The organism is Erythrobacter sp. SDW2 (genome assembly GCF_021431965.1).
Classification (GTDB): Bacteria; Pseudomonadota; Alphaproteobacteria; order Sphingomonadales; family Sphingomonadaceae; genus Parerythrobacter.
Map to the genome: position 1 here is coordinate 1,660,019 of NZ_CP090370.1, position 18,840 is coordinate 1,678,858.

At 62.9% G+C, this 18,840-nt stretch carries 21 protein-coding genes; all 21 read left to right on the top strand.

The genetic code is table 11. The features are described 5' to 3' along the window. Positions 1 to 50: 50 nt before the first annotated feature. The 21 genes from LY632_RS08105 to LY632_RS08205 all read left to right on the top strand — a co-directional run bounded on the left by LY632_RS08105 (position 51) and on the right by LY632_RS08205 (position 18,789). On the top strand, positions 51 to 581 hold the full coding sequence (locus LY632_RS08105) for an NADH-quinone oxidoreductase subunit B family protein (RefSeq protein ID WP_234093193.1): 531 nt from the start codon (positions 51 to 53) through the stop codon (positions 579 to 581). Continuing rightward, on the top strand, positions 578 to 1,366 hold the full coding sequence (locus tag LY632_RS08110) for an NADH-quinone oxidoreductase subunit C (RefSeq protein ID WP_234090639.1): 789 nt from the start codon (positions 578 to 580) through the stop codon (positions 1,364 to 1,366). The genes LY632_RS08105 and LY632_RS08110 overlap by 4 nt, the downstream gene beginning before the upstream one ends. Continuing rightward, positions 1,366 to 1,911 carry a hypothetical protein gene (locus LY632_RS08115; protein ID WP_234090640.1) on the top strand — a complete coding sequence of 182 codons (546 nt, stop codon included), beginning with the start codon at positions 1,366 to 1,368 and terminating at the stop codon, positions 1,909 to 1,911. Before LY632_RS08110 ends, LY632_RS08115 begins: the two co-directional genes overlap by 1 nt. Continuing rightward, positions 1,908 to 3,119: an NADH-quinone oxidoreductase subunit D gene (locus LY632_RS08120; protein ID WP_234090641.1), complete on the top strand. Its 1,212-nt coding sequence runs from the start codon at positions 1,908 to 1,910 to the stop codon at positions 3,117 to 3,119. The genes LY632_RS08115 and LY632_RS08120 overlap by 4 nt, the downstream gene beginning before the upstream one ends. Before the next feature lie 269 nt (positions 3,120 to 3,388). Then, positions 3,389 to 3,571: a hypothetical protein gene (locus tag LY632_RS08125; protein ID WP_234090642.1), complete on the top strand. Its 183-nt coding sequence runs from the start codon at positions 3,389 to 3,391 to the stop codon at positions 3,569 to 3,571. After that, positions 3,564 to 4,232 (top strand): NADH-quinone oxidoreductase subunit NuoE, encoded by a 669-nt coding sequence (gene nuoE, locus LY632_RS08130; protein WP_234090643.1) that lies wholly within the window; start codon positions 3,564 to 3,566, stop codon positions 4,230 to 4,232. Before LY632_RS08125 ends, nuoE begins: the two co-directional genes overlap by 8 nt. Positions 4,233 to 4,341: 109 nt before the next feature. Continuing rightward, complete coding sequence (locus LY632_RS08135; protein WP_234090644.1) at positions 4,342 to 4,482, top strand: hypothetical protein; 141 nt, start codon at positions 4,342 to 4,344, stop codon at positions 4,480 to 4,482. Next, the gene (gene nuoF / locus LY632_RS08140) at positions 4,482 to 5,774 is read left to right on the top strand and encodes an NADH-quinone oxidoreductase subunit NuoF (RefSeq protein WP_234090645.1); all 1,293 of its coding nucleotides are present in this window, start codon (positions 4,482 to 4,484) and stop codon (positions 5,772 to 5,774) included. Before LY632_RS08135 ends, nuoF begins: the two co-directional genes overlap by 1 nt. Beyond that, entirely contained in the window at positions 5,771 to 6,502 is a 732-nt protein-coding gene (locus LY632_RS08145) for a hypothetical protein (RefSeq protein ID WP_234090646.1), read from the top strand. Before nuoF ends, LY632_RS08145 begins: the two co-directional genes overlap by 4 nt. Beyond that, positions 6,495 to 8,510 carry an NADH-quinone oxidoreductase subunit NuoG gene (gene nuoG, locus LY632_RS08150; protein WP_234090647.1) on the top strand — a complete coding sequence of 672 codons (2,016 nt, stop codon included), beginning with the start codon at positions 6,495 to 6,497 and terminating at the stop codon, positions 8,508 to 8,510. The genes LY632_RS08145 and nuoG overlap by 8 nt, the downstream gene beginning before the upstream one ends. Then, positions 8,507 to 9,559 carry an NADH-quinone oxidoreductase subunit NuoH gene (nuoH, locus tag LY632_RS08155; RefSeq protein ID WP_234090648.1) on the top strand — a complete coding sequence of 351 codons (1,053 nt, stop codon included), beginning with the start codon at positions 8,507 to 8,509 and terminating at the stop codon, positions 9,557 to 9,559. Before nuoG ends, nuoH begins: the two co-directional genes overlap by 4 nt. Next, positions 9,556 to 10,020, top strand: a complete 465-nt coding sequence (locus tag LY632_RS08160; protein ID WP_234090649.1) for a hypothetical protein — start codon at positions 9,556 to 9,558, stop codon at positions 10,018 to 10,020. Before nuoH ends, LY632_RS08160 begins: the two co-directional genes overlap by 4 nt. Then, positions 10,017 to 10,526 (top strand): hypothetical protein, encoded by a 510-nt coding sequence (locus LY632_RS08165; protein ID WP_234090650.1) that lies wholly within the window; start codon positions 10,017 to 10,019, stop codon positions 10,524 to 10,526. Before LY632_RS08160 ends, LY632_RS08165 begins: the two co-directional genes overlap by 4 nt. A 1-nt stretch (position 10,527) precedes the next feature. Continuing rightward, the gene (gene nuoI, locus LY632_RS08170; protein WP_234090651.1) at positions 10,528 to 11,016 is read left to right on the top strand and encodes an NADH-quinone oxidoreductase subunit NuoI; all 489 of its coding nucleotides are present in this window, start codon (positions 10,528 to 10,530) and stop codon (positions 11,014 to 11,016) included. A gap of 144 nt (positions 11,017 to 11,160) precedes the next feature. Further along, on the top strand, positions 11,161 to 11,781 hold the full coding sequence (locus LY632_RS08175) for an NADH-quinone oxidoreductase subunit J (protein ID WP_234090652.1): 621 nt from the start codon (positions 11,161 to 11,163) through the stop codon (positions 11,779 to 11,781). 88 nt (positions 11,782 to 11,869) lie between these two features. After that, complete coding sequence (gene nuoK, locus LY632_RS08180) at positions 11,870 to 12,175, top strand: NADH-quinone oxidoreductase subunit NuoK (protein ID WP_234090653.1); 306 nt, start codon at positions 11,870 to 11,872, stop codon at positions 12,173 to 12,175. A 6-nt stretch (positions 12,176 to 12,181) separates the two neighbouring features. After that, positions 12,182 to 14,242, top strand: a complete 2,061-nt coding sequence (gene nuoL / locus LY632_RS08185) for an NADH-quinone oxidoreductase subunit L (protein ID WP_234090654.1) — start codon at positions 12,182 to 12,184, stop codon at positions 14,240 to 14,242. After that, on the top strand, positions 14,242 to 15,819 hold the full coding sequence (locus tag LY632_RS08190; protein WP_234090655.1) for an NADH-quinone oxidoreductase subunit M: 1,578 nt from the start codon (positions 14,242 to 14,244) through the stop codon (positions 15,817 to 15,819). The genes nuoL and LY632_RS08190 overlap by 1 nt, the downstream gene beginning before the upstream one ends. Further along, on the top strand, positions 15,819 to 17,282 hold the full coding sequence (nuoN, locus tag LY632_RS08195; RefSeq protein WP_234090656.1) for an NADH-quinone oxidoreductase subunit NuoN: 1,464 nt from the start codon (positions 15,819 to 15,821) through the stop codon (positions 17,280 to 17,282). The genes LY632_RS08190 and nuoN overlap by 1 nt, the downstream gene beginning before the upstream one ends. After that, entirely contained in the window at positions 17,279 to 17,989 is a 711-nt protein-coding gene (locus LY632_RS08200; protein ID WP_234090657.1) for a biotin--[acetyl-CoA-carboxylase] ligase, read from the top strand. Before nuoN ends, LY632_RS08200 begins: the two co-directional genes overlap by 4 nt. 14 nt (positions 17,990 to 18,003) lie before the next feature. Beyond that, on the top strand, positions 18,004 to 18,789 hold the full coding sequence (locus tag LY632_RS08205) for a type III pantothenate kinase (protein WP_234090658.1): 786 nt from the start codon (positions 18,004 to 18,006) through the stop codon (positions 18,787 to 18,789). Positions 18,790 to 18,840: the final 51 nt, after the last annotated feature.

Below are 18,840 nucleotides of genomic sequence, written 5' to 3' on the forward strand. Positions count from 1 at the left end.
GTACCGCCAACACGACACTGGCCGGGCTGACGCCCGCCACCATCGGCCAGATGCCGACCGCCCGTCCGGGCGAAGTGCGGCAGCCCGACGCCGCCTATTTCCGCGCGCTGCAGACCGAGGTCAACGACAAGGGCTTCCTCGTCACCAGTACCGAGGAGCTGTTCCAGTGGGCCCGCACCGGCTCGCTGTGGTGGATGACCTTCGGCCTCGCCTGCTGCGCGGTCGAGATGATCCACGTCAACATGCCGCGCTATGACATGGAACGCTTCGGCGTCGTTCCGCGCGCCAGCCCGCGCCAGTCGGACGTAATGATCGTGGCCGGCACGCTGTGCAACAAGATGGCCCCCGCACTGCGCAAGGTTTACGACCAGATGTCGGAGCCGAAGTACGTGATCAGCATGGGCAGCTGCGCCAATGGCGGCGGCTATTACCACTACAGCTACTCTGTCGTGCGCGGCTGCGATCGTATCGTCCCCGTCGATATCTATGTGCCCGGTTGCCCGCCGACAGCTGAGGCGCTGCTTTACGGCGTGATGCAGCTCCAGCGGAAGATCCGCCGCGAAGGGACGATTGAACGATGAGTGTCGTCCACTCCGCACCCCGTATCGCCTCCAACGAAGGTGTGCTCGACACGCTGACCAAGGCGCTTGGCGACATGGTCGTTGCGTCGAAGGAAGAGTATGGCGAGATCGTCATCACTGTCGCGCGCGACCGGATCGAGGACGCGCTGCGCGATTTGCGGGACAATCACGCCTACCAGCAGCTGGTCGAGATGGCCGGGGTCGACTACCCGGATCGGCCTGAGCGGTTCGAAGTGGTCTACATGCTTCTGAGCCTGACGAAGAACCACCGCATCATGGTCAAGCTCAGCGCGGCCGATAGCACCCCGGTACCGACCGTCACCACGCTGTGGCCCAACGCCGGCTGGCTCGAGCGCGAAGTGTTCGACATGTACGGCGTGCTGTTCAGCGGCAATCCGGACCTGCGCCGCATCCTGACCGACTACGGCTTCGAAGGGCATCCCTTCCGCAAGGACTTCCCGCTTACTGGTTATACCGAGCTGCGCTATTCCGAAGAAGAAAAGCGCGTTGTCTATGAGCCGGTCGAACTTGCGCAGGACCTGCGGCAGTTCGATTTCCTCTCGCCATGGGAAGGCCCGGACTATGTCCTGCCTGGTGACGAGAAGGCGCGGGTAACGCCGCCCGATCCGGGTTCTCCTCCCGTCGATACGCCCAAGACCACGGAAAAGCCTTCGCAGACGGGTGCCGGCGCCAAGACCGATGCCAAGGCTGCCGAGACGAGCGAAGCCGATCCCCCTGCCATGGAGGAAGGTGAGGGTGAAGCGAAGGACGGCGGGAAGGACTGATGCTGCCTGCGCGTATCCTTTTCCTGGCTGTAACGGGCGGGGCTTTGACCCTGACGGCCTGTGCACCTGAAGGTGCGCAAGAAAGCGCTGACGACTTTGCCAGCCGGATTGGTGCGTCCGAGGGCGCATCCTCTCCGACTACGGCAGAGGTCGAAGCCATGGCCAATCAGCCCAACGCCCCCGTTTCGCAAATCCCGGCAGGCACGGATGTGAAGTTCCTTCAGCGTCTCGGCGATATCGCCAATGTCGACCTCGGCCCGCGCACCGGTGGCTGCACTTTCCAGGAAGTCGGGCGCGAGGTGTTCTATGTCTCGGGCCACTCGCTGGGCGGCAAGGGCGTGGTCCGCGTCGGGGGCCAGCTGGTGACGGTCGATGCCAAGGGCGGCCTCGGCCCGATCTGGGCAGGCACCACTTACTCCGCTCCCGGTATCAGCATCAGCGTGGCCCCCGCGGCCGGCAACCAGGCCCGGCGTCCGGCCAATATGGTCGTGACCGACGCCAAGGGCGAAACCCAGAGCTACAGCGGCGATTGGATCTGCGGATGAGCGTGCAACTCGAAGAGTCCCCGACCACCGGCGACGAGGTCATCAGCAACTACACCATCAACTTCGGGCCGCAGCACCCGGCGGCGCACGGCGTGCTGCGCATGGTGATGGAGCTTGATGGCGAGATCATCGAACGGATCGACCCGCATGTCGGCCTGCTCCACCGCGGGACCGAGAAGCTGATCGAGCACAAGACCTACCTCCAGGCGCTGCCCTATTTTGACCGGCTCGATTACTGCAGCCCGCTGTGCATGGAGCACAGCTATGTGCTCGCGATCGAGAAGCTGCTCAATCTCGAAGTGCCGATCCGCGCGCAATATCTGCGCGTGCTGTTCGCCGAGCTGACCCGCATCTGCAACCACATGCTCAACATCGGGGCGCATGTGATGGATGTCGGCGCGATGACGCCGAACCTGTGGGTGTTCGAACTGCGCGAGGATTGCCTCAACTTTTTCGAACGCGCCAGCGGTGCGCGCATGCACAGCGCCTGGTTCCGTCCCGGCGGTGTGCACCAGGACGTGCCCGAAAAGCTGCTAGTCGATATCGGCGACTGGCTCGACACCCGCCTGCCGGAACTGTTCGGCGACGCCATGAGCCTCGTCATGGACAACCGCATCTTCAAGCAGCGCAATGTCGATATCGCTGTCGTCAGCAAGGACGATGCCGTCGCCTGGGGCTTCAGCGGCCCGATGATCCGTGCAGCGGGCATCCCGTGGGATATCCGCAAGAGCCAGCCCTACGAAGTTTATGACCGGATGGAGTTCGACATTCCCGTCGGCACCAATTCGGACTGCTATGACCGCTTTATGGTGCGGGTGAAGGAAGTCTACGAAAGCGCCAAGATCATCAAGCAGTGCATAGCCCAGATGCCTTCAGGCCCCGTTGCCAGCACCGACGGCAAGATCTCGCCCCCCAAGCGCGGCGAGATGAAGCAGTCGATGGAAAGCCTGATCCACCACTTCAAGCTCTACACCGAAGGCTTCAAGGTCCCGGCAGGCGAGGTCTATGTCGCGACCGAAAGCCCCAAGGGCGAATTCGGCGTCTATCTCGTCAGCGATGGCACCAACAAGCCGTATCGCTGCAAGATCCGCCCGACCGCTTTCAGCCACCTCCAAGCGATGGACTTCATGTCCAAAGGCCACATGCTGCCCGACGCGACGGCCATCCTCGGCGCGATCGACGTGGTGTTCGGGGAGTGTGACCGGTGATGCTGCGCCTTCTCAAATTCGCCCGATCACTTCCGCGGCCGCTGCACTACTTTTTTGCGCTGCTCAGCAATGGCACCCATGCAGCGCCCAATGCGAAGGCCAGGAACAAAGGTCAGACCCATGGCTGATCGTCATCTAGCCGCCAAGCTACCCGGGTTTTGCGAGCCATTCTTCGTCATTGCGAGGAGTCGCAGGCGACGCGGCAATCCAGAGGGCGAAATGCTGGATTGCTTCGCTGCGCTCGCAATCACGAGTGGGGGGCGACGCGCATGATCCTCCGCGAACTCTTCATCTTCATCGCGGCGTTCGCGGCATTCGCTTCGGCGGTTGCAGCCTACCTTGCCGTGTTTCATGGGGCATCGAGCCTCAAGGAAGTCCTTTCGACGGCGGGTGCCGCTGTCATCGGCCTCTATGTCGGCCGCTATCTGCAACACAGGTTGAACCATGGCTGATCGTCATCTCGCCCCCGATACCCCCGAACTGCGCGCGCGCTGGGGTGGCTTTGAATTTACGCCTGAAGTCAAGGCCAAGGCCGACTGGCACATCGCCAAGTATCCCGAAGGGCGTCAGCGTTCGGCGGTGATGCCGCTGCTCGACCTTGCCCAGCGGCAGGTTGGCGAAGAGACCGGCACTCAAGGCTGGCTGCCGCTGCCGGTGATAGAATATGTCGCCAAGTATCTCGACATGCCGGTGATCCGGGTGGTCGAGGTTGCAACGTTCTATTTCATGTATAACCTTGTTCCGGTTGGGAAATACCACGTCCAGGTTTGCGGCACCACGCCCTGCATGCTGCGCGGCAGCGACGATATCATCGCCGCTTGCAAGAAGCGCGGGATGGTGAAGGGCGGTGTATCGGAAGACGGGTTGTGGACCCTGACCGAAGTCGAATGCATGGGCAATTGCGCCACCGCGCCGATGGTCCAGATCAATGACGACAATTACGAGGACCTGACCGTCGAGCGGCTCGATGCGGTGCTCGATGCGCTGGCCAAGGGCGAAACGCCCAAGGCCGGGACACAGGAGCCGGGCAAGCACACCAGCGAACCTTCGGGCGGGCCGACCACGCTGAAAGAGATGGTCAGCGCCAATCACGATTACCGGAAGGAATGGTGATGCGAGGGTTCCACGTCATCCCAGCGAAAGCTGGGATCGCTCTCCTCCTGGCTCAGGACTTGCGGCACCAGACCCCAGCTTTCGCTGGGGTGACGGAAGGGGGTCAGTAATGGACATCCTTACCATTCTCGTCGCCCTCGCGCTCCTGGTCGTGGCCTGGAAGGTCATCACCGGCATGATCAAGTTCGGCGTCATGGCGCTGATCGTGATCGTCGCGGGCTATATGCTGTTTAACGGAGGGTTCGCCTGATGCTGGCCGATAAGGATCGCATCTTTACCAACCTCTATGGCTTCCAGGACTGGGGCCTGAAGGCGGCGCAGAAGCGCGGGGACTGGGATGACACCAAGGCCCTGATCGCGCGCGGGCAGGACGCCATCATCGAGGAAGTGAAGGCTTCGGGCCTGCGCGGGCGCGGCGGTGCGGGCTTCCCGACCGGCCTCAAGTGGTCGTTCATGCCCAAGGAAAGCAAGGACGGTCGTCCCAGCTTCCTCGTCATCAACGCCGACGAATCCGAACCCGGTTCCTGCAAGGACCGCGAGATCATCCGCCACGATCCGCACAAGCTGATCGAAGGTTCGCTGGTCGCCGGTTTCGCCATGCGCGCACGGGCGGCCTATATCTACATCCGCGGCGAATACATCCGCGAGGCCGAGACGCTGCAAAAGGCGATCGACGAGGCCTATGCGGCGGGCCTGCTGGGCAAGAACGCGGCCAAAAGCGGCTACGACTTCGACGTGTTCATGCACCGCGGCGCGGGCGCATACATCTGCGGTGAAGAAACCGCGATGATCGAAAGCCTCGAAGGCAAGAAGGGCCAGCCGCGGCTCAAGCCGCCGTTCCCGGCGGGTGCGGGCCTCTATGGCTGCCCGACCACGGTCAACAATGTCGAGAGCATCGCGGTCGTCCCCACGATCCTGCGGCGCGGGGCGAGTTGGTTCAGCAGCTTCGGGCGCGAGAACAACAAGGGCACCAAGCTGTTCCAGATCAGCGGGCATGTGAACAAGCCTTGCGTGGTCGAGGAAGCGCTCAGCATCCCGTTCAGCGAGCTGATCGAGAAGCATTGCGGCGGCATTCGCGGCGGCAAGGACAACCTGCTGGCCGTGATCCCCGGCGGCTCGTCGGTTCCGCTGGTTCCGGCCGGGCAGATCTGGGACGCGCCGATGGATTTCGACGGGCTCAAGGATCTCGGCTCGGGCCTCGGCACGGCGGGCGTGATCGTGATGGACAAGTCGACCGACATCGTCCGCGCCATCAGCCGCATCAGTTATTTCTACAAGCACGAAAGCTGCGGCCAGTGCACCCCCTGCCGCGAAGGCACCGGCTGGATGTGGCGCATGATGGAACGCCTGCGCACCGGCGATGCTGCGGTCGAGGAAATCGACATGCTGCAGCAGGTCACCAAGCAGGTCGAAGGGCACACGATTTGCGCGCTGGGCGACGCGGCGGCCTGGCCAATCCAGGGTCTGATCCGCCACTTCCGGCCTGAGCTGGAACGCCGCATCGAAGAACACAACGCGAAGTTCGCGGAGGCGGCGGAATGATCCGGTTTGCAATCCTGATCTGTGCGTTGATCCTGCCCGGGGCTGCTCTGGCCCAGCGCCAGACGAGCGGCATGGGCTTCCGCCTCGGGCAGGAAGTGAAGGATTATCGCGACGTCGGTGACGAAATGAAACCGCAGGAAATGCTTCTGGTTACTGCGCGCTGCGTAGCGAAGAAGAAGCCCGAAGGGGCGCGCGCCTATCTGAGTGCGCTTCCTGCTACGGAGGCGGAGGCTTCCGCATTCGAGGAATTGGGCAAGACGCTCAATCGCTGCATTCCCGACATGGATTTCTCAAACGTGGGCAACGCCCAATCCGTCCGGGGCACGCGTACGCTTTCATTCGACCATGGGTCGCTCCGCGGCGCACTCGCGGAGGGGCTGATCCGCGAAGAGCAAATCGTACTCGAGCCGGCAAGAATGGAACTGGGCGATGACGGCATGTACGTTGCCGAGCGTTTTTTCGGCGAGCGTTCTCCCGATTTGGAGCGGGTCTTCGCTTTGGGTTTTGCCGGGTGCGTGATGGGCCACAATGCAGCGGCTTTCCCGGAATTGATGGAAACCGCTCCAGCGTCGCCCGAGGAACGCGAGGTGGTAGTCGCCATGTCCCAAAGCTTTGGGCAGTGCATCATGGAAGGTCAGACCCTGGCGCTCGACGTTCCCACACTGCGCAACCAACTTGCCGAAGTAGTCTATTACGCCAATATGATCGGAGCTGGTCCCGATGCCTAAAGTCACCGTAGACGGCCAGGAAATCGAGGTTCCGGACGGCGCGACCGTCCTGCAGGCTTGCGAGCTGGCGGGGAAGGAAATCCCCCGCTTCTGCTATCACGAGCGGCTGAGCATTGCGGGCAATTGCCGCATGTGCCTGGTCGAAGTGAAGCCGGGGCCGCCCAAGCCGCAGGCGAGCTGTGCGCTGCCGACCAGCGAAGGCCAGGAAATCCGCACCGACACCGAAATGGTCAAGAAGGCCCGCGAAGGGGTGATGGAGTTCCTCCTCATCAACCACCCGCTCGATTGCCCGATCTGCGATCAGGGCGGCGAATGCGACCTGCAGGACCAGGCCGTGGCCTATGGCCGTGGCGGCAGCCGCTACCAGATGAACAAGCGGGCGGTGACCGAGAAATACATGGGCCCGCTGATCAAGACGATCATGACCCGCTGCATCCACTGTACCCGCTGCGTGCGTTTCTCCGAAGAGATCGCCGGCGTGGACGAAATCGGCGCGCTCTATCGCGGCGAGGATATGCAGATCACCACCTACCTCGAGCAGGCAGCTGCGCACGAGCTGTCGGCCAATGTGATCGACCTGTGCCCGGTCGGCGCGCTGACCAGCCGTCCCTATGCTTTCGAGGCCCGTCCGTGGGAGCTGAAGCGCACGCTCAGCATCGACGTGTCGGACGCGGTCGGCGCCAATATCTCGCTCCATTCCAAGGGCCGCGAAGTCATGCGCGCGCTGCCCCGCATCAATGACGAGGTCAACGAGGAGTGGCTGAGCGACAAGGGCCGCTTCATGGTCGACGGCCTGACCAAGCGCCGCCTCGACAAGGTCTTCATGCGCAAGCGGGGCAAGTTGCAACCCGCCGGTTGGGACGAGGCCTTCAGGGCCATCGCCAAGCAGCTAAAGGGCGACATTTCCAGCTTCGCCGCCGTCGCGGGCGACATGGTCGATTGCGAGACCATGTTCGCGGCCAAGGCGCTGCTCAAGGCCTGCGGTTCGACGCTTGTCGAGGGCCGCCAGACCGGCATGGACTATGACGTGTCGAACCTCGCCGCGGTCAACTTCAACAGCACGTTGGCCGGGATCGAGACTGCGGATGCAATCCTGATCGTCGGCAGTCACGTCCGCTGGGAAGCGCCGCTGGTCAATGTCCGCCTGCGCAAGGCAGTGAAGCGCGGGGCCAAGGTCTACATCATCGGCCCGGCGTGGGAGCCGACCTATCCGGCGACCTTCCTCGGCAGCGACCTCTCGCTGCTGTCGAAGCTTCCCAAGGAAGTCACCGACGCCTTCAAGGGTGCCGAGCGGCCCGCCATCATCATGGGCGGCGCGGCGCTGGCCAGGGGCGCGCTCCATGCCGGCCTCGCCGCGGCGGAGAAGCTCAAGGTCGTCCGTGACGGTTGGAACGGCTTCAACGTGCTGCACTTCTCGGCTGCGCGCATGGGCGGACTGATGCTCGGCTTCGCGCAGAAAGGCGGCATGGCGGATATCGTCGCGGCCCAGCCCAAGGTCGTGCTGAGCCTCGGCGCGGACGAGATGAACTTCGAACCCTTCGCCGATGCGCTCAAGGTCTATATCGGCCACCACGGCGACAAGGGCGCGCATGCGGCGGACATCGTCCTGCCGGCGGCGAGCTATGCCGAGAAGGACGGGACCTACGTCAACACCGAAGGCCGGGTGCAATATGCCGAGAAGGCCGTCTTCGCCCCGGGCGATGCCCGCGAAGACTGGACCATCCTACGCGCGCTGGCCGATGCCATCGGCGTGACGGTGGGCTTCGATAGCTATGCCGAATTGCAGGCCGCGATGATCGCTGAAGTCCCCGCTCTGGGCGAGGAAGGCCTGGCCGATCTCGGCGCATTGCCGAAGGCGGACAGCAAGGTGAAGGCGGAAGGCGTTATCGAGGCCTATCCGATTCTGGACTTCTACCTCACCAACCCCATCGCCCGCGCCAGCGAGGTAATGCAGCGCTGCTCGGACGAGCTGCTGCATGGCGAAGACATGGCGGAGGCGGCGGAATGACCAAGTTTTTCCAATCCCTTGGCCTGACCTACGAAGCCGCCTGGTTTACCGCGACCATTGCGGGGGTCCTGCTGATCGCCCTGCCGCTGATGCTGGCGGTGGCGATGATCATCTATGTCGATCGCAAGGTGCTGGCCGCGATCATGCTGCGGCGCGGGCCCAATGTCGTCGGCCCGTTCGGTCTGCTGCAAAGCTTTGCCGACGGGCTCAAGGTGATGCTGCAGGAAACCATCATTCCTTCGGCCGCCAACAAGGGCATCTTCATCATTGCCCCGATCGTCACCTTCACCGTGGCGCTGGCGGCCTGGGCTGTGATTCCGTTCGATGCGGGCGTGGTGCTGGCCAACATCAATGTCGGCCTGCTCTATGTCCTCGCGATCAGCTCGCTGTCGGTTTACGGCATCGTCATGGCGGGCTGGGCGAGCAACTCCAAGTACCCGTTCTTCAGCGCCATTCGCGCTGCGGCGCAGATGATCTCCTACGAAGTCTCGATTGGTTTCGTGCTGATCTGCGTGGTTCTCTATGCCGGTAGCTTCAACCTGACCGAGATCGTCGAGGCCCAGCGTGGCCACGGCTTCGGGATCGTCAATGGGTACTGGTTCAACCTGCTGCTGTTCCCGATGTGGGTGGTGTTCTTCATCTCAGGCCTCGCCGAAACCCAGCGCGCCCCGTTCGACCTGACCGAGGCCGAGTCCGAGCTCGTCGCCGGGTACCAGACCGAATACAGCTCGATGTCCTTCGCGCTCTACTGGCTGGGCGAATATGCCAACATCCTGCTGATGTGCTGCCTCAACACGATCCTGTTCTTCGGCGGCTGGCTGCCCCCGATGGAAGTGGACCTGATCCCGTGGTTCGATATTCCGGGCATCATCTGGTTCCTCGGCAAGACTTTCGCGGTATTCTTCCTCTTCAGCTGGATCTGGGCGACCGTGCCGCGTTACCGCTATGACCAGCTGATGCGGTTGGGGTGGAAGGTGTTCCTGCCGCTCAGCCTGCTGTTCGTGGTCCTGACCAGCGGGTACCTCATGCTGACGAGGTATGGGGTATGATTGGTCCCGTTCTCCTCCTCGCCATGCAGATGATCCAGACGCTGCCGCCGCCGACGGCTGAAGTGACGACCCCGGCGCAGTGGAACTGCACCTTCGACCGGGCAAATGACGAGTCCTTCTGGCTCGGCGGTACCTTCCCCGAGGTGCCGGCCGGCTGGGATGTCAACACCGCGATGCCGACGAGCATCGAGGGCAATGGTCCGGCTCCGTTGATCGGCAAGGTCGAGATGAAGCCGTTCTCGGCCAACGCGCTCTACCGCCGTTATTATGTCGTCGCGCGGGCGCCTGAGGGCGGGCACTACAACATGATGTTCCTATTGCTGGCTGATGACACCGGCATGGCAACCATCGAAAAATGGACTCCGGGTACCAATGGTGAACCGGGCACAATCCGCGCCTTTGCCACGGGCCGCTGCGATGCGACCTTCGGACCGGCGGATGACGGAGGCGCGGGGCAATGATCCGTCCCGGTTTTCTGATACTTGTCGGCAGCTTCGCCTTGGCTGCAACGTCGGCCGCGGCTGCTGACACGGTGCTGGTGTGCGAACAGACCGGCGGTTCTATGGCGGACAAGAGCGGAGAGGTGCCGAACAAGACGTTCACGCTGTCGTTTGCGCAAAAGGGCTCCAAGCTGAGCAATATTGCGGTCGAAGACCCGCAGCTGGTGCTCAATCCGCTTGGCGACATTCCCGTCTATTCGAGTGGTTCTAGCCGTGACGGCTCGTTCACGATTACCAAGACCGAACCGGCCGCACCCAAGCCGCTCAAGATGGCTGGCAAGGTCGGCAGGGACAATACGCTGAACTTCACCGAAAAGAGCCTGTCGCTGGCGCTCAACCTTGTCCCTAGCGCTGCAGATGGCACTTACGATTTCACATTCAGCGGCTCGCGCCTCATCGGAGGCTCCTTCCGCGCGATGTTCGAGGGCGAGGGCGTGTGCCGCCCGCAGGCCCTGACAGAGGAATAGCATGAGCACCGTCGCCCACCTCATCAAGTCGTTCACCCTGTGGGAATTCGTCAAGGCACATGCCCTGACGTTGAAGTATTTCTTCAAGCCCAAGGCCACGATCAACTATCCGTTCGAGAAGAACCCGCTGAGCCCGCGCTTCCGCGGCGAGCATGCTCTGCGCCGTTATCCCAATGGTGAGGAGCGCTGCATCGCCTGCAAACTGTGCGAGGCGATCTGCCCGGCGCAGGCCATCACCATCGAATCCGAACCGCGCGAGGACGGAAGCCGCCGTACGACACGTTACGACATCGATATGACCAAGTGCATCTATTGCGGCTTCTGCCAGGAAGCCTGCCCGGTCGATGCCATCGTCGAAGGTCCGAACTTCGAATACGCCACCGAAACCCGCGAGGAGCTGCTTTATGACAAGGCCAAGTTGCTCGCCAATGGTGACAAGTGGGAGCGGGCCATTGCCGCAAACCTTGAAGCCGATGCGCCGTATCGCTAGGGGGCCGCGCGTGACCGGGGCAGTCTTTCAATCTTTCCACGTCGCCCCGGCGAAGGCCGGGGCCCAGCAAACGGAAGTGGTTCGCATGACGCCAGTCTATCTGGACCCCGGCCTGCGCCGGGGTGACGATTTGGGGGAATCGTCATGATTCAAGCCATCGCCTTCTATATGTTCGCCGTGCTGCTGGTCGCCAGCGGCGTGCTGACGATCATGAGCCGCAACCCGGTGCATTCGGTATTGTGGCTGATCCTCGCCTTCTTCAATGCGGCCGGACTGATGGTCATCGTGGGGGCAGAGTTCATCGCCATGCTGCTGGTGATCGTCTACGTCGGCGCCGTCGCGGTGCTGTTCCTGTTCGTCGTCATGATGCTCGACATCGACTTTGCCGAGCTGCGCGCCGGCTTCATCAGCAATTTCCCGCTCGGCATCGCTGTCGCCGTGATCCTGTTGGCCGAGCTGGTGCTTGGCATCGGGGCCTATCGCGCCGGTGTGCTGCGCCTCGGCACGCCTGATGGCAGCGCCGCGCCGCTGACGGGTGAGAGCAATATCGAGAACGTCGGCGAGCTGCTTTATACCGATTACCTGTTCCTGTTCGAAACGGCCGGGATCATCCTGCTGGTGGCCATGGTCGGCGCGATCATCCTGACCCACCGCGATCTGAAGACCACGCGCGGCCACCAGAACATCGCCAAGCAGGTCCGCCGCCGGCCCGAGGATGCCACCGTCATGAAGCAGCCCACCGTGGGCGAGGGGGTCGAGCTATGATCGATTCCTCAGTCCCGTTCGCCCTGAGCCTGTCGGAGGGCATGGGCGCAAGATGCTTCGACAAGCTCAGCATGAACGGAGGCCGCACATGATCGGCATCGAACACTATATCGTCGTCAGCGCGATCCTGTTCGTGCTGGGTGTGCTGGGCATCTTCCTCAACCGGAAGAACATCATCGTCATCCTGATGGCGATCGAACTGATCCTGCTGAGCGTCAACATCAACCTCGTCGCCTTCAGTGCCTTCCTCGGCGATCTGACGGGGCAGGTCTTCGCCATGTTCGTGCTGACCGTCGCCGCGGCCGAGGCTGCGATCGGGCTCGCGATCCTGGTGATCTATTTCCGTGGCCGCGGGACCATCGCGGTCGACGATGTCGACAGGCTGAAGGGGTAAGAACCAGTGTCCTCCATCCTGATCATCGTTTTCGGGCCATTGCTGGCATCCATCGTCGCTGGGCTCACCAACAAGTCCGCACCCAGCGTCTTTGCCAAGGGACTGACGACTGGAGCGCTGTTTCTGTCGGCTGCGCTGAGCTGGCCGATCTTCATCGGCTTCATCACCGGGGCCAACGAGGCCAGCGTCGTGCCGGTGCTGCAATGGGTGCAGTCCGGCGCGCTGAGTTTCGACTGGGCGCTGCGGGTCGACACGCTGACGGCGGTGATGCTGGTGGTGATCACCACCGTCTCCGCACTCGTCCACCTCTACAGCTGGGGCTATATGGACGAGGATCCGGATCAGCCGCGTTTCTTCGCCTATCTCTCCCTGTTCACCTTCGCCATGCTGATGCTGGTGACCGCCGATAATCTGGTGCAGATGTTCTTCGGCTGGGAAGGCGTCGGCCTCGCCAGTTACCTGCTGATCGGCTTCTGGTTCAAGAAGCCCAGCGCCAACGCTGCCGCGATCAAGGCCTTCGTGGTCAACCGCGTGGGCGACCTCGGCTTCATGCTCGGCATTTTCGGTACCTTCCTGGTGTTCGGCACCGTGTCGATCCCCGCCATCCTCGAGGCCGCGCCCGGCATGAGCGGGGCGACCATCGGCGCCTTCGGCTACCGCTTCCACACGATGGATATCCTGTGCATCCTGCTGTTCATCGGCGCGATGGGCAAATCGGCGCAGCTGGGCCTCCACACCTGGTTGCCGGACGCGATGGAAGGCCCGACCCCGGTCTCCGCGCTGATTCACGCCGCGACCATGGTGACCGCGGGCGTTTTCATGGTCTGCCGCCTGTCGCCCATGTTCGAGACTGCCCCGGTCGCGCTCGGCATCGTCACCTTCATCGGTGCTGCCACCTGCATCTTCGCCGCTACTGTCGGCACGACGCAGTGGGACATCAAGCGGGTCATCGCCTATTCGACCTGTAGCCAGCTCGGCTACATGTTCTTCGCCGCCGGCGTAGGCGCCTATGGCGCGGCGATGTTCCACCTGTTCACCCACGCCTTCTTCAAGGCGCTACTGTTCCTCGGTGCCGGCTCGGTCATCCATGCGATGCACCACGAGCAGGATATGCGCTATTACGGCGGCCTGCGGAAGCACATTCCGCTGACCTTCTGGGCGATGATGATGGGCACGCTGGCGATTACCGGCGTCGGCATCTACGACCTGCATCTCGGCTTTGCCGGGTTCTGGTCGAAGGATGCGATCATCGAAGTCGCCTTCGCGCGGGGCACCGATGTCGCCCAGTTCGCGTTCTGGATGGGCGTGTTCGCTGCGCTGCTGACCAGCTTCTACAGCTGGCGCCTGATGTTCCTGACATTCTGGGGCAAGCCGCGCTGGATCGAGAGCGAGCATATCCAGCACGCGGTCCATCATGGCCATGACGATCCCGATGCCCACAATCTGCCTGTGCAAGAGGATGCCGGCCGCGACGTGCATCATCACGTCCCGTCGACGGATTACGCGCCGGGCACTGGCGGCTATCACCCGCACGAAAGCCCGCTCAACATGCTGGTGCCGCTCGGCGTGCTGTCAATTGGTGCGATTGCGGCCGGGCAGGTGTTTGCGCCCTATTTCCTCGACAGTGCGGACTTCTGGGCCGGGTCGATCTTCTATAACGATGCGCTGATCCATGCGATGCACAGCGTGCCGACGTTGGTCAAATATGCTGCCTTTATCGTCATGGTTCTGGGGCTGCTGATCGCCTGGTACGGCTACATCCGCAACACTTCGTTCCCGGCCAAGGTCGCCGAGCAATTGGGGCCGGTCTACAAGTTCCTCTACAACAAATGGTACTTCGACGAGCTCTACAACGAGCTGTTCGTCAAACCGGCGTTCTGGCTGGGCCGCAAGTTCTGGAAGATCGTGGATATCGGCGTGATCGACCGCTTCGGACCCGATGGCGCGGCGGCCGTCGTCATGCAGGGCTCGGGCGCGGCCAAGCGCTTCCAGTCCGGTTATCTCTATAGCTACGCGCTGGTCATGCTGCTCGGCCTGATCGCGGCGGTTACCTGGGTGCTGATGTAATGGAAGGCTTCCCGATCCTTACCCTCATGCTCCTTGTGCCGCTCGTCGCGGCGACAGCGTGTTTCTTCGTCAACGCGCAGACCGCGCGGCTGCTGGCGCTGAGCGCTACGCTGATCGACCTCGCGCTCGGCATCGTGCTGTGGGCGAATTACGATATCGGCGGCGCGCAGTGGCAGTTCACCGAGCAGGCCAACCTGTTTGCGGGCTTCGAATACCGCCTCGGCATCGACGGCATTGCGTTGATGCTGATCATGCTCAGCGTGTTCCTGATGCCGATCTGCATCCTTGCCAGCTGGGAAGCGATCGAGAAGCGCGTCGGCGAATACATGGCCGCGTTCCTGATCATGGAAACGCTGATGATCGGCGTTTTCGCGGCGCAGGACCTGTTCCTGTTCTACATCTTCTTCGAAGCCGGCCTGATCCCGATGTACCTGATCATCGGCATCTGGGGCGGGGCGGACCGCATCTATGCCAGCTTCAAGTTCTTCCTCTACACGCTCATCGGCTCGGTGCTGATGCTGATCGCCATGCTGTGGATGGTGAACCAGGCAGGTACCTCTTACATCCCGACGCTGATGCAATACGATTTCCCGGCCGAGGCGCAGACGTGGCTGTGGCTCGCCTTCTTCGCCAGCTTCGCGGTGAAGGTGCCGATGTTCCCGTTCCACACCTGGCTCCCTGCCGCGCACGTGCAGGCCCCTACTGCGGGCTCGGTGATCCTGGCGGGCGTGCTGCTCAAGCTCGGCGGCTATGGCTTCATCCGCTTCAGCCTGCCGATGTTCCCCGAGGCTTCAGCGCAGTTCACCACGCTGGTCTTCGCCCTGAGCATGGTGGCGGTCATCTACACCTCGCTCGTGGCGCTGGTGCAAGAGGATATGAAGAAGCTGATCGCCTACAGCTCGGTCGCGCACATGGCGATCGTGACGGCGGGCCTGTTCGCCTTCAATGTCCAGGGCCTCGAAGGGGCGATGATCGTGATGCTGAGCCACGGCCTCGTTTCGGGCGCGCTGTTCTTGTGCGTGGGCGTGATTTACGATCGGCTGCATACGCGTGAAATCAGCCGTTACGGTGGCCTCGCCATCAACATGCCCAAGTATGCGCTGTTCTTCCTGCTCTTCACCATGGCCAGCATCGGCCTGCCGGGCACCAGCGGCTTCGTCGCCGAGTTCCTGAGCCTTGCCGGCGTGTACCAGGTGTCGAGCACGGTAACGCTGTTCCTGACCACCGGGATCATCCTTGGTGCGGGCTATATGCTCTATCTCTACCGCCGGGTGGTGTTCGGTGCGCAGGTCAATCAAGATGCCGCCGCCATGACCGACCTTACGCCGCGCGAATGGGCGATCCTTGCCCCGATTGCCGCGGCGGTGCTGTGGATGGGCGTCTATCCCGAAAGCTTCCTCGCCCCGATGCGGGCCGACATTGCCGCTCTGGAGGCCCGCGTCGCGCGCGCCGCCCCTGACGGCGATGCCAAGCTGGCCGCGGGCGAACCCCGCGAACACAACGCCAATTACATCGAACACCACTCTAAATCACCGGAAGACTCCGCCAAACCCGAAGGCGCGGAGGGAGCACACTGATGGACCTCAACGCATCCCTTGCGCTGATTGCGCCTGAGATCCTGCTCAGCCTCTCTGGGCTCGTGCTGCTGCTGGGCGCGGCGTGGATGGGCGACAAGTCCTCGCGGCTGGTGAGCATTCTTGCCGCCACCGCCATCGGTGCTGCTGCCGTGATGACAGTCCCGGCGCTGGTCAGCGGCGCTGCCGGGCAGGGAGTGGCAGCGTTCGGCGGGCAGTTCTTCGCTGATAGCTTTGCCGCCTTTGCCAAGCTGCTGATCTACATCGCCGCGATCGGCGCGCTGATGGTGGCGCCGACCTTCTTCGACCGCCTCGGCGCGATGAAGCCCGAGTATCCGGTGCTGGTGCTGTTCGCCACGCTGGGCATGGGCATCATGGTTTCGGCGGGCGATTTCATCACGCTCTACATCGGACTCGAACTCAACAGCCTGTCGGCCTATGTGCTGGCGAGCTTCCTCCGTAATGACACGCGCTCGGCCGAGGCAGGCCTCAAGTACTTCGTACTTGGCGCGCTGGCTTCCGGCATCCTGCTTTACGGTATGAGCCTGGTCTATGGCTTCACCGGCACGACCAGCTTCGAAGGCGTGCGCATGGCACTGTCGGACGAGATGTCGACCGGGGCGCTGTTCGGGGTGATCTTCGTCCTGGCCGGCCTCGCCTTCAAGATTGCCGCCGTGCCGTTCCATATGTGGACGCCTGACGTCTACGAAGGCGCGCCGACCCCGGTGACGACCTTCTTCGCCACGGCACCCAAGGTTGCCGCCGTTGCCCTGACGGCCCGCGTCGCGCTCGATGCCTTCGGTGACCAGACTGCGGCGTGGCGCCAGATCGTGATCTTCGCGGCGCTCGCTTCGATCGTGGTCGGGGCACTGGGCGCGATCGGCCAGAACAACCTGAAGCGGCTGCTGGCCTATTCCTCGATCAACAACGTCGGCTTCATCCTGATCGGCCTCGCAGCCGCATCCGTCGCGGGCCTCAGCGCCATGCTGACCTATCTCGCGATCTATGTCGTGATGTCGCTCGGCAGCTTTGCCGCGCTGCTGATGCTGCGGGCCGAGGACGGGACGCCGCTCGAGACCTTTGACGACATCGCCGGGCTGTCGACCACTCGCCCCGCGCTGGCCTGGTGCCTGCTGGCGCTGATGTTCAGTCTCGCGGGCATTCCGCCACTGCTGGGCTTCTGGGGCAAGTTCGTAGTGTTCCAGGCTGCCGTCGAGGCGGACCTGGTGCTGCTCGCCGCGCTCGGTATCGCGGCCAGCGTGATCGGCGCGTTCTACTACATCAAGTTCGTCAAGGTGATGTTCTTCGATGAGCCTGCCGACCGCATCAAGGGTGCGAGCGACCACGCGCATTGGGCAATCCTGTTCATCGCCACTGTGCTGATCTCGCCGCTCGGTTACTTTCTGACCAAGTGGCTGGGCACGCTGACCGATAGCGCGGCGGCCGCGCTGTTTGTGGCCGCTTGATCCGGACCGTCGCCGAAACCGGCTCCACCAATGCCGATCTGATCGCCCGCGTCGGCGCAGGCGAACGGGTGCCCGAAGGCGATTGGCTGATCGCCGACCGCCAGACCGCCGGGCGCGGCAGGCAGGGGCGGATATGGTTCGACGGGCACGGCAACTTCATGGGCTCGACCGTGGTGCATCCAGCTGCGGGTGATCCGCCCGCACATACACTGGCATTGGTGACGGGACTGGCGGTCTATGAAGCGGTGCAGCCGCTGTGCCCGAACCCTGCGGCCCTGATGCTCAAATGGCCCAATGATGTGCTGCTGGGCGGAGCCAAGCTGTGCGGCATACTGCTGGAGCGGGCGGGGCAGGCGGTGGTGGTCGGCATTGGCGTCAACCTCGCTGCCGCACCCGATTTGCCTGACCGCAAGACAGTGGCGCTGGCATCATTCGGCCCGGCCCCTGACCGGGACGCTTTTGCCGCAGCGCTGGCAGCCTCGCTCGATCGCGAGCTGGATCGCTGGCGCAGTTTCGGCCTTGCCCCGATCATTCGCCGCTGGCTGGCGGTCGGCACCCCTGAGGGAACTGCGCTCTCGGTTCACGAACCCGACGGAAGCGTGGTGCAGGGCCACTTTGCCGGACTCGATGGCGAAGGAACCCTGCGGCTGCGCTTGGAAGACGGCGCGGTCCGTGTCATTCACGCTGGCGACGTGATGCTCGTGTGAAGGAGACGCTTAAGATGCTGCTCGCCATTGATGCCGGTAACACCAATGTCGTCTTCGCGCTGTTCGAGGGGCGGGAAATCCGCGCCCGCTGGCGCATCGCGACCGATCCGCGTCGTACAGGCGACGAATATGCCGTATGGCTGCTCCAGCTTCTCTCGATCGAAGGCGTCGCCAAGAGCGACATCACACAGATCATCGTAGGTTCGGTCGTCCCCCGAGCGGTCCATAACCTGACGGTCCTTTGCGAAAAATACTTCGGCGTCGAGCCGCTAATTTCGGGGCAGGGCAAGGCTGAGTGGGGCATCGTTGTCGATGTCGACCAGCCCAATTCGCTGGGGGCCGACCGCGCGCTCAACACCATTGCCGCCCATGCCAAATACGAAGGCGACCTGATCGTCATCGACTTCGGCACCGCCACCACTTTCGACGCGGTCGATTTCACCGGGGCCTATAAGGGAGGCATTATCGCTCCGGGGATCAATCTCTCTCTGGACGCATTGGTCAGCAATACGGCCAAGCTGCCGCGCATCGCGATCGAGAGCCCGCAGAGCGACAGCGTCATTGGTCGCAACACCGAAAGCCAGATGCTGATCGGCGTGTTCTGGGGTTATGTCGCCATGATGGAAGGGCTGATCGCCCGGATGCGCAAGGAAATCGGCCGCCCCGCAAAGGTGATTGCCACCGGCGGACTGGCGATCCTGTTTGACGAACACACCGAGATATTCGACGCGGTCGATACCGACCTCACACTTGATGGCCTCGCCATCCTCGCCGAACGGGCGAGCAAACAAGCGGAATAACGTGAAGAACGATTACACCCCCGAAGACGAACTGCTTTTCCTCGCCCTTGG

Excerpts from the sequence above, each read along its gene's own strand:
- LY632_RS08105 (WP_234093193.1), top strand. The coding sequence starts at position 51 with ATGCCGACCGCCCGTCCGGGCGAAGTGCGGCAGCCCGACGCCGCCTAT.
- LY632_RS08110 (WP_234090639.1), top strand. The coding sequence starts at position 578 with ATGAGTGTCGTCCACTCCGCACCCCGTATCGCCTCCAACGAAGGTGTG.
- LY632_RS08115 (WP_234090640.1), top strand. The coding sequence starts at position 1,366 with ATGCTGCCTGCGCGTATCCTTTTCCTGGCTGTAACGGGCGGGGCTTTG.
- LY632_RS08120 (WP_234090641.1), top strand. The coding sequence starts at position 1,908 with ATGAGCGTGCAACTCGAAGAGTCCCCGACCACCGGCGACGAGGTCATC.
- LY632_RS08125 (WP_234090642.1), top strand. The coding sequence starts at position 3,389 with ATGATCCTCCGCGAACTCTTCATCTTCATCGCGGCGTTCGCGGCATTC.
- nuoE (WP_234090643.1), top strand. The coding sequence starts at position 3,564 with ATGGCTGATCGTCATCTCGCCCCCGATACCCCCGAACTGCGCGCGCGC.
- LY632_RS08135 (WP_234090644.1), top strand. The coding sequence starts at position 4,342 with ATGGACATCCTTACCATTCTCGTCGCCCTCGCGCTCCTGGTCGTGGCC.
- nuoF (WP_234090645.1), top strand. The coding sequence starts at position 4,482 with ATGCTGGCCGATAAGGATCGCATCTTTACCAACCTCTATGGCTTCCAG.
- LY632_RS08145 (WP_234090646.1), top strand. The coding sequence starts at position 5,771 with ATGATCCGGTTTGCAATCCTGATCTGTGCGTTGATCCTGCCCGGGGCT.
- nuoG (WP_234090647.1), top strand. The coding sequence starts at position 6,495 with ATGCCTAAAGTCACCGTAGACGGCCAGGAAATCGAGGTTCCGGACGGC.
- nuoH (WP_234090648.1), top strand. The coding sequence starts at position 8,507 with ATGACCAAGTTTTTCCAATCCCTTGGCCTGACCTACGAAGCCGCCTGG.
- LY632_RS08160 (WP_234090649.1), top strand. The coding sequence starts at position 9,556 with ATGATTGGTCCCGTTCTCCTCCTCGCCATGCAGATGATCCAGACGCTG.
- LY632_RS08165 (WP_234090650.1), top strand. The coding sequence starts at position 10,017 with ATGATCCGTCCCGGTTTTCTGATACTTGTCGGCAGCTTCGCCTTGGCT.
- nuoI (WP_234090651.1), top strand. The coding sequence starts at position 10,528 with ATGAGCACCGTCGCCCACCTCATCAAGTCGTTCACCCTGTGGGAATTC.
- LY632_RS08175 (WP_234090652.1), top strand. The coding sequence starts at position 11,161 with ATGATTCAAGCCATCGCCTTCTATATGTTCGCCGTGCTGCTGGTCGCC.
- nuoK (WP_234090653.1), top strand. The coding sequence starts at position 11,870 with ATGATCGGCATCGAACACTATATCGTCGTCAGCGCGATCCTGTTCGTG.
- LY632_RS08190 (WP_234090655.1), top strand. The coding sequence starts at position 14,242 with ATGGAAGGCTTCCCGATCCTTACCCTCATGCTCCTTGTGCCGCTCGTC.
- nuoN (WP_234090656.1), top strand. The coding sequence starts at position 15,819 with ATGGACCTCAACGCATCCCTTGCGCTGATTGCGCCTGAGATCCTGCTC.
- LY632_RS08205 (WP_234090658.1), top strand. The coding sequence starts at position 18,004 with ATGCTGCTCGCCATTGATGCCGGTAACACCAATGTCGTCTTCGCGCTG.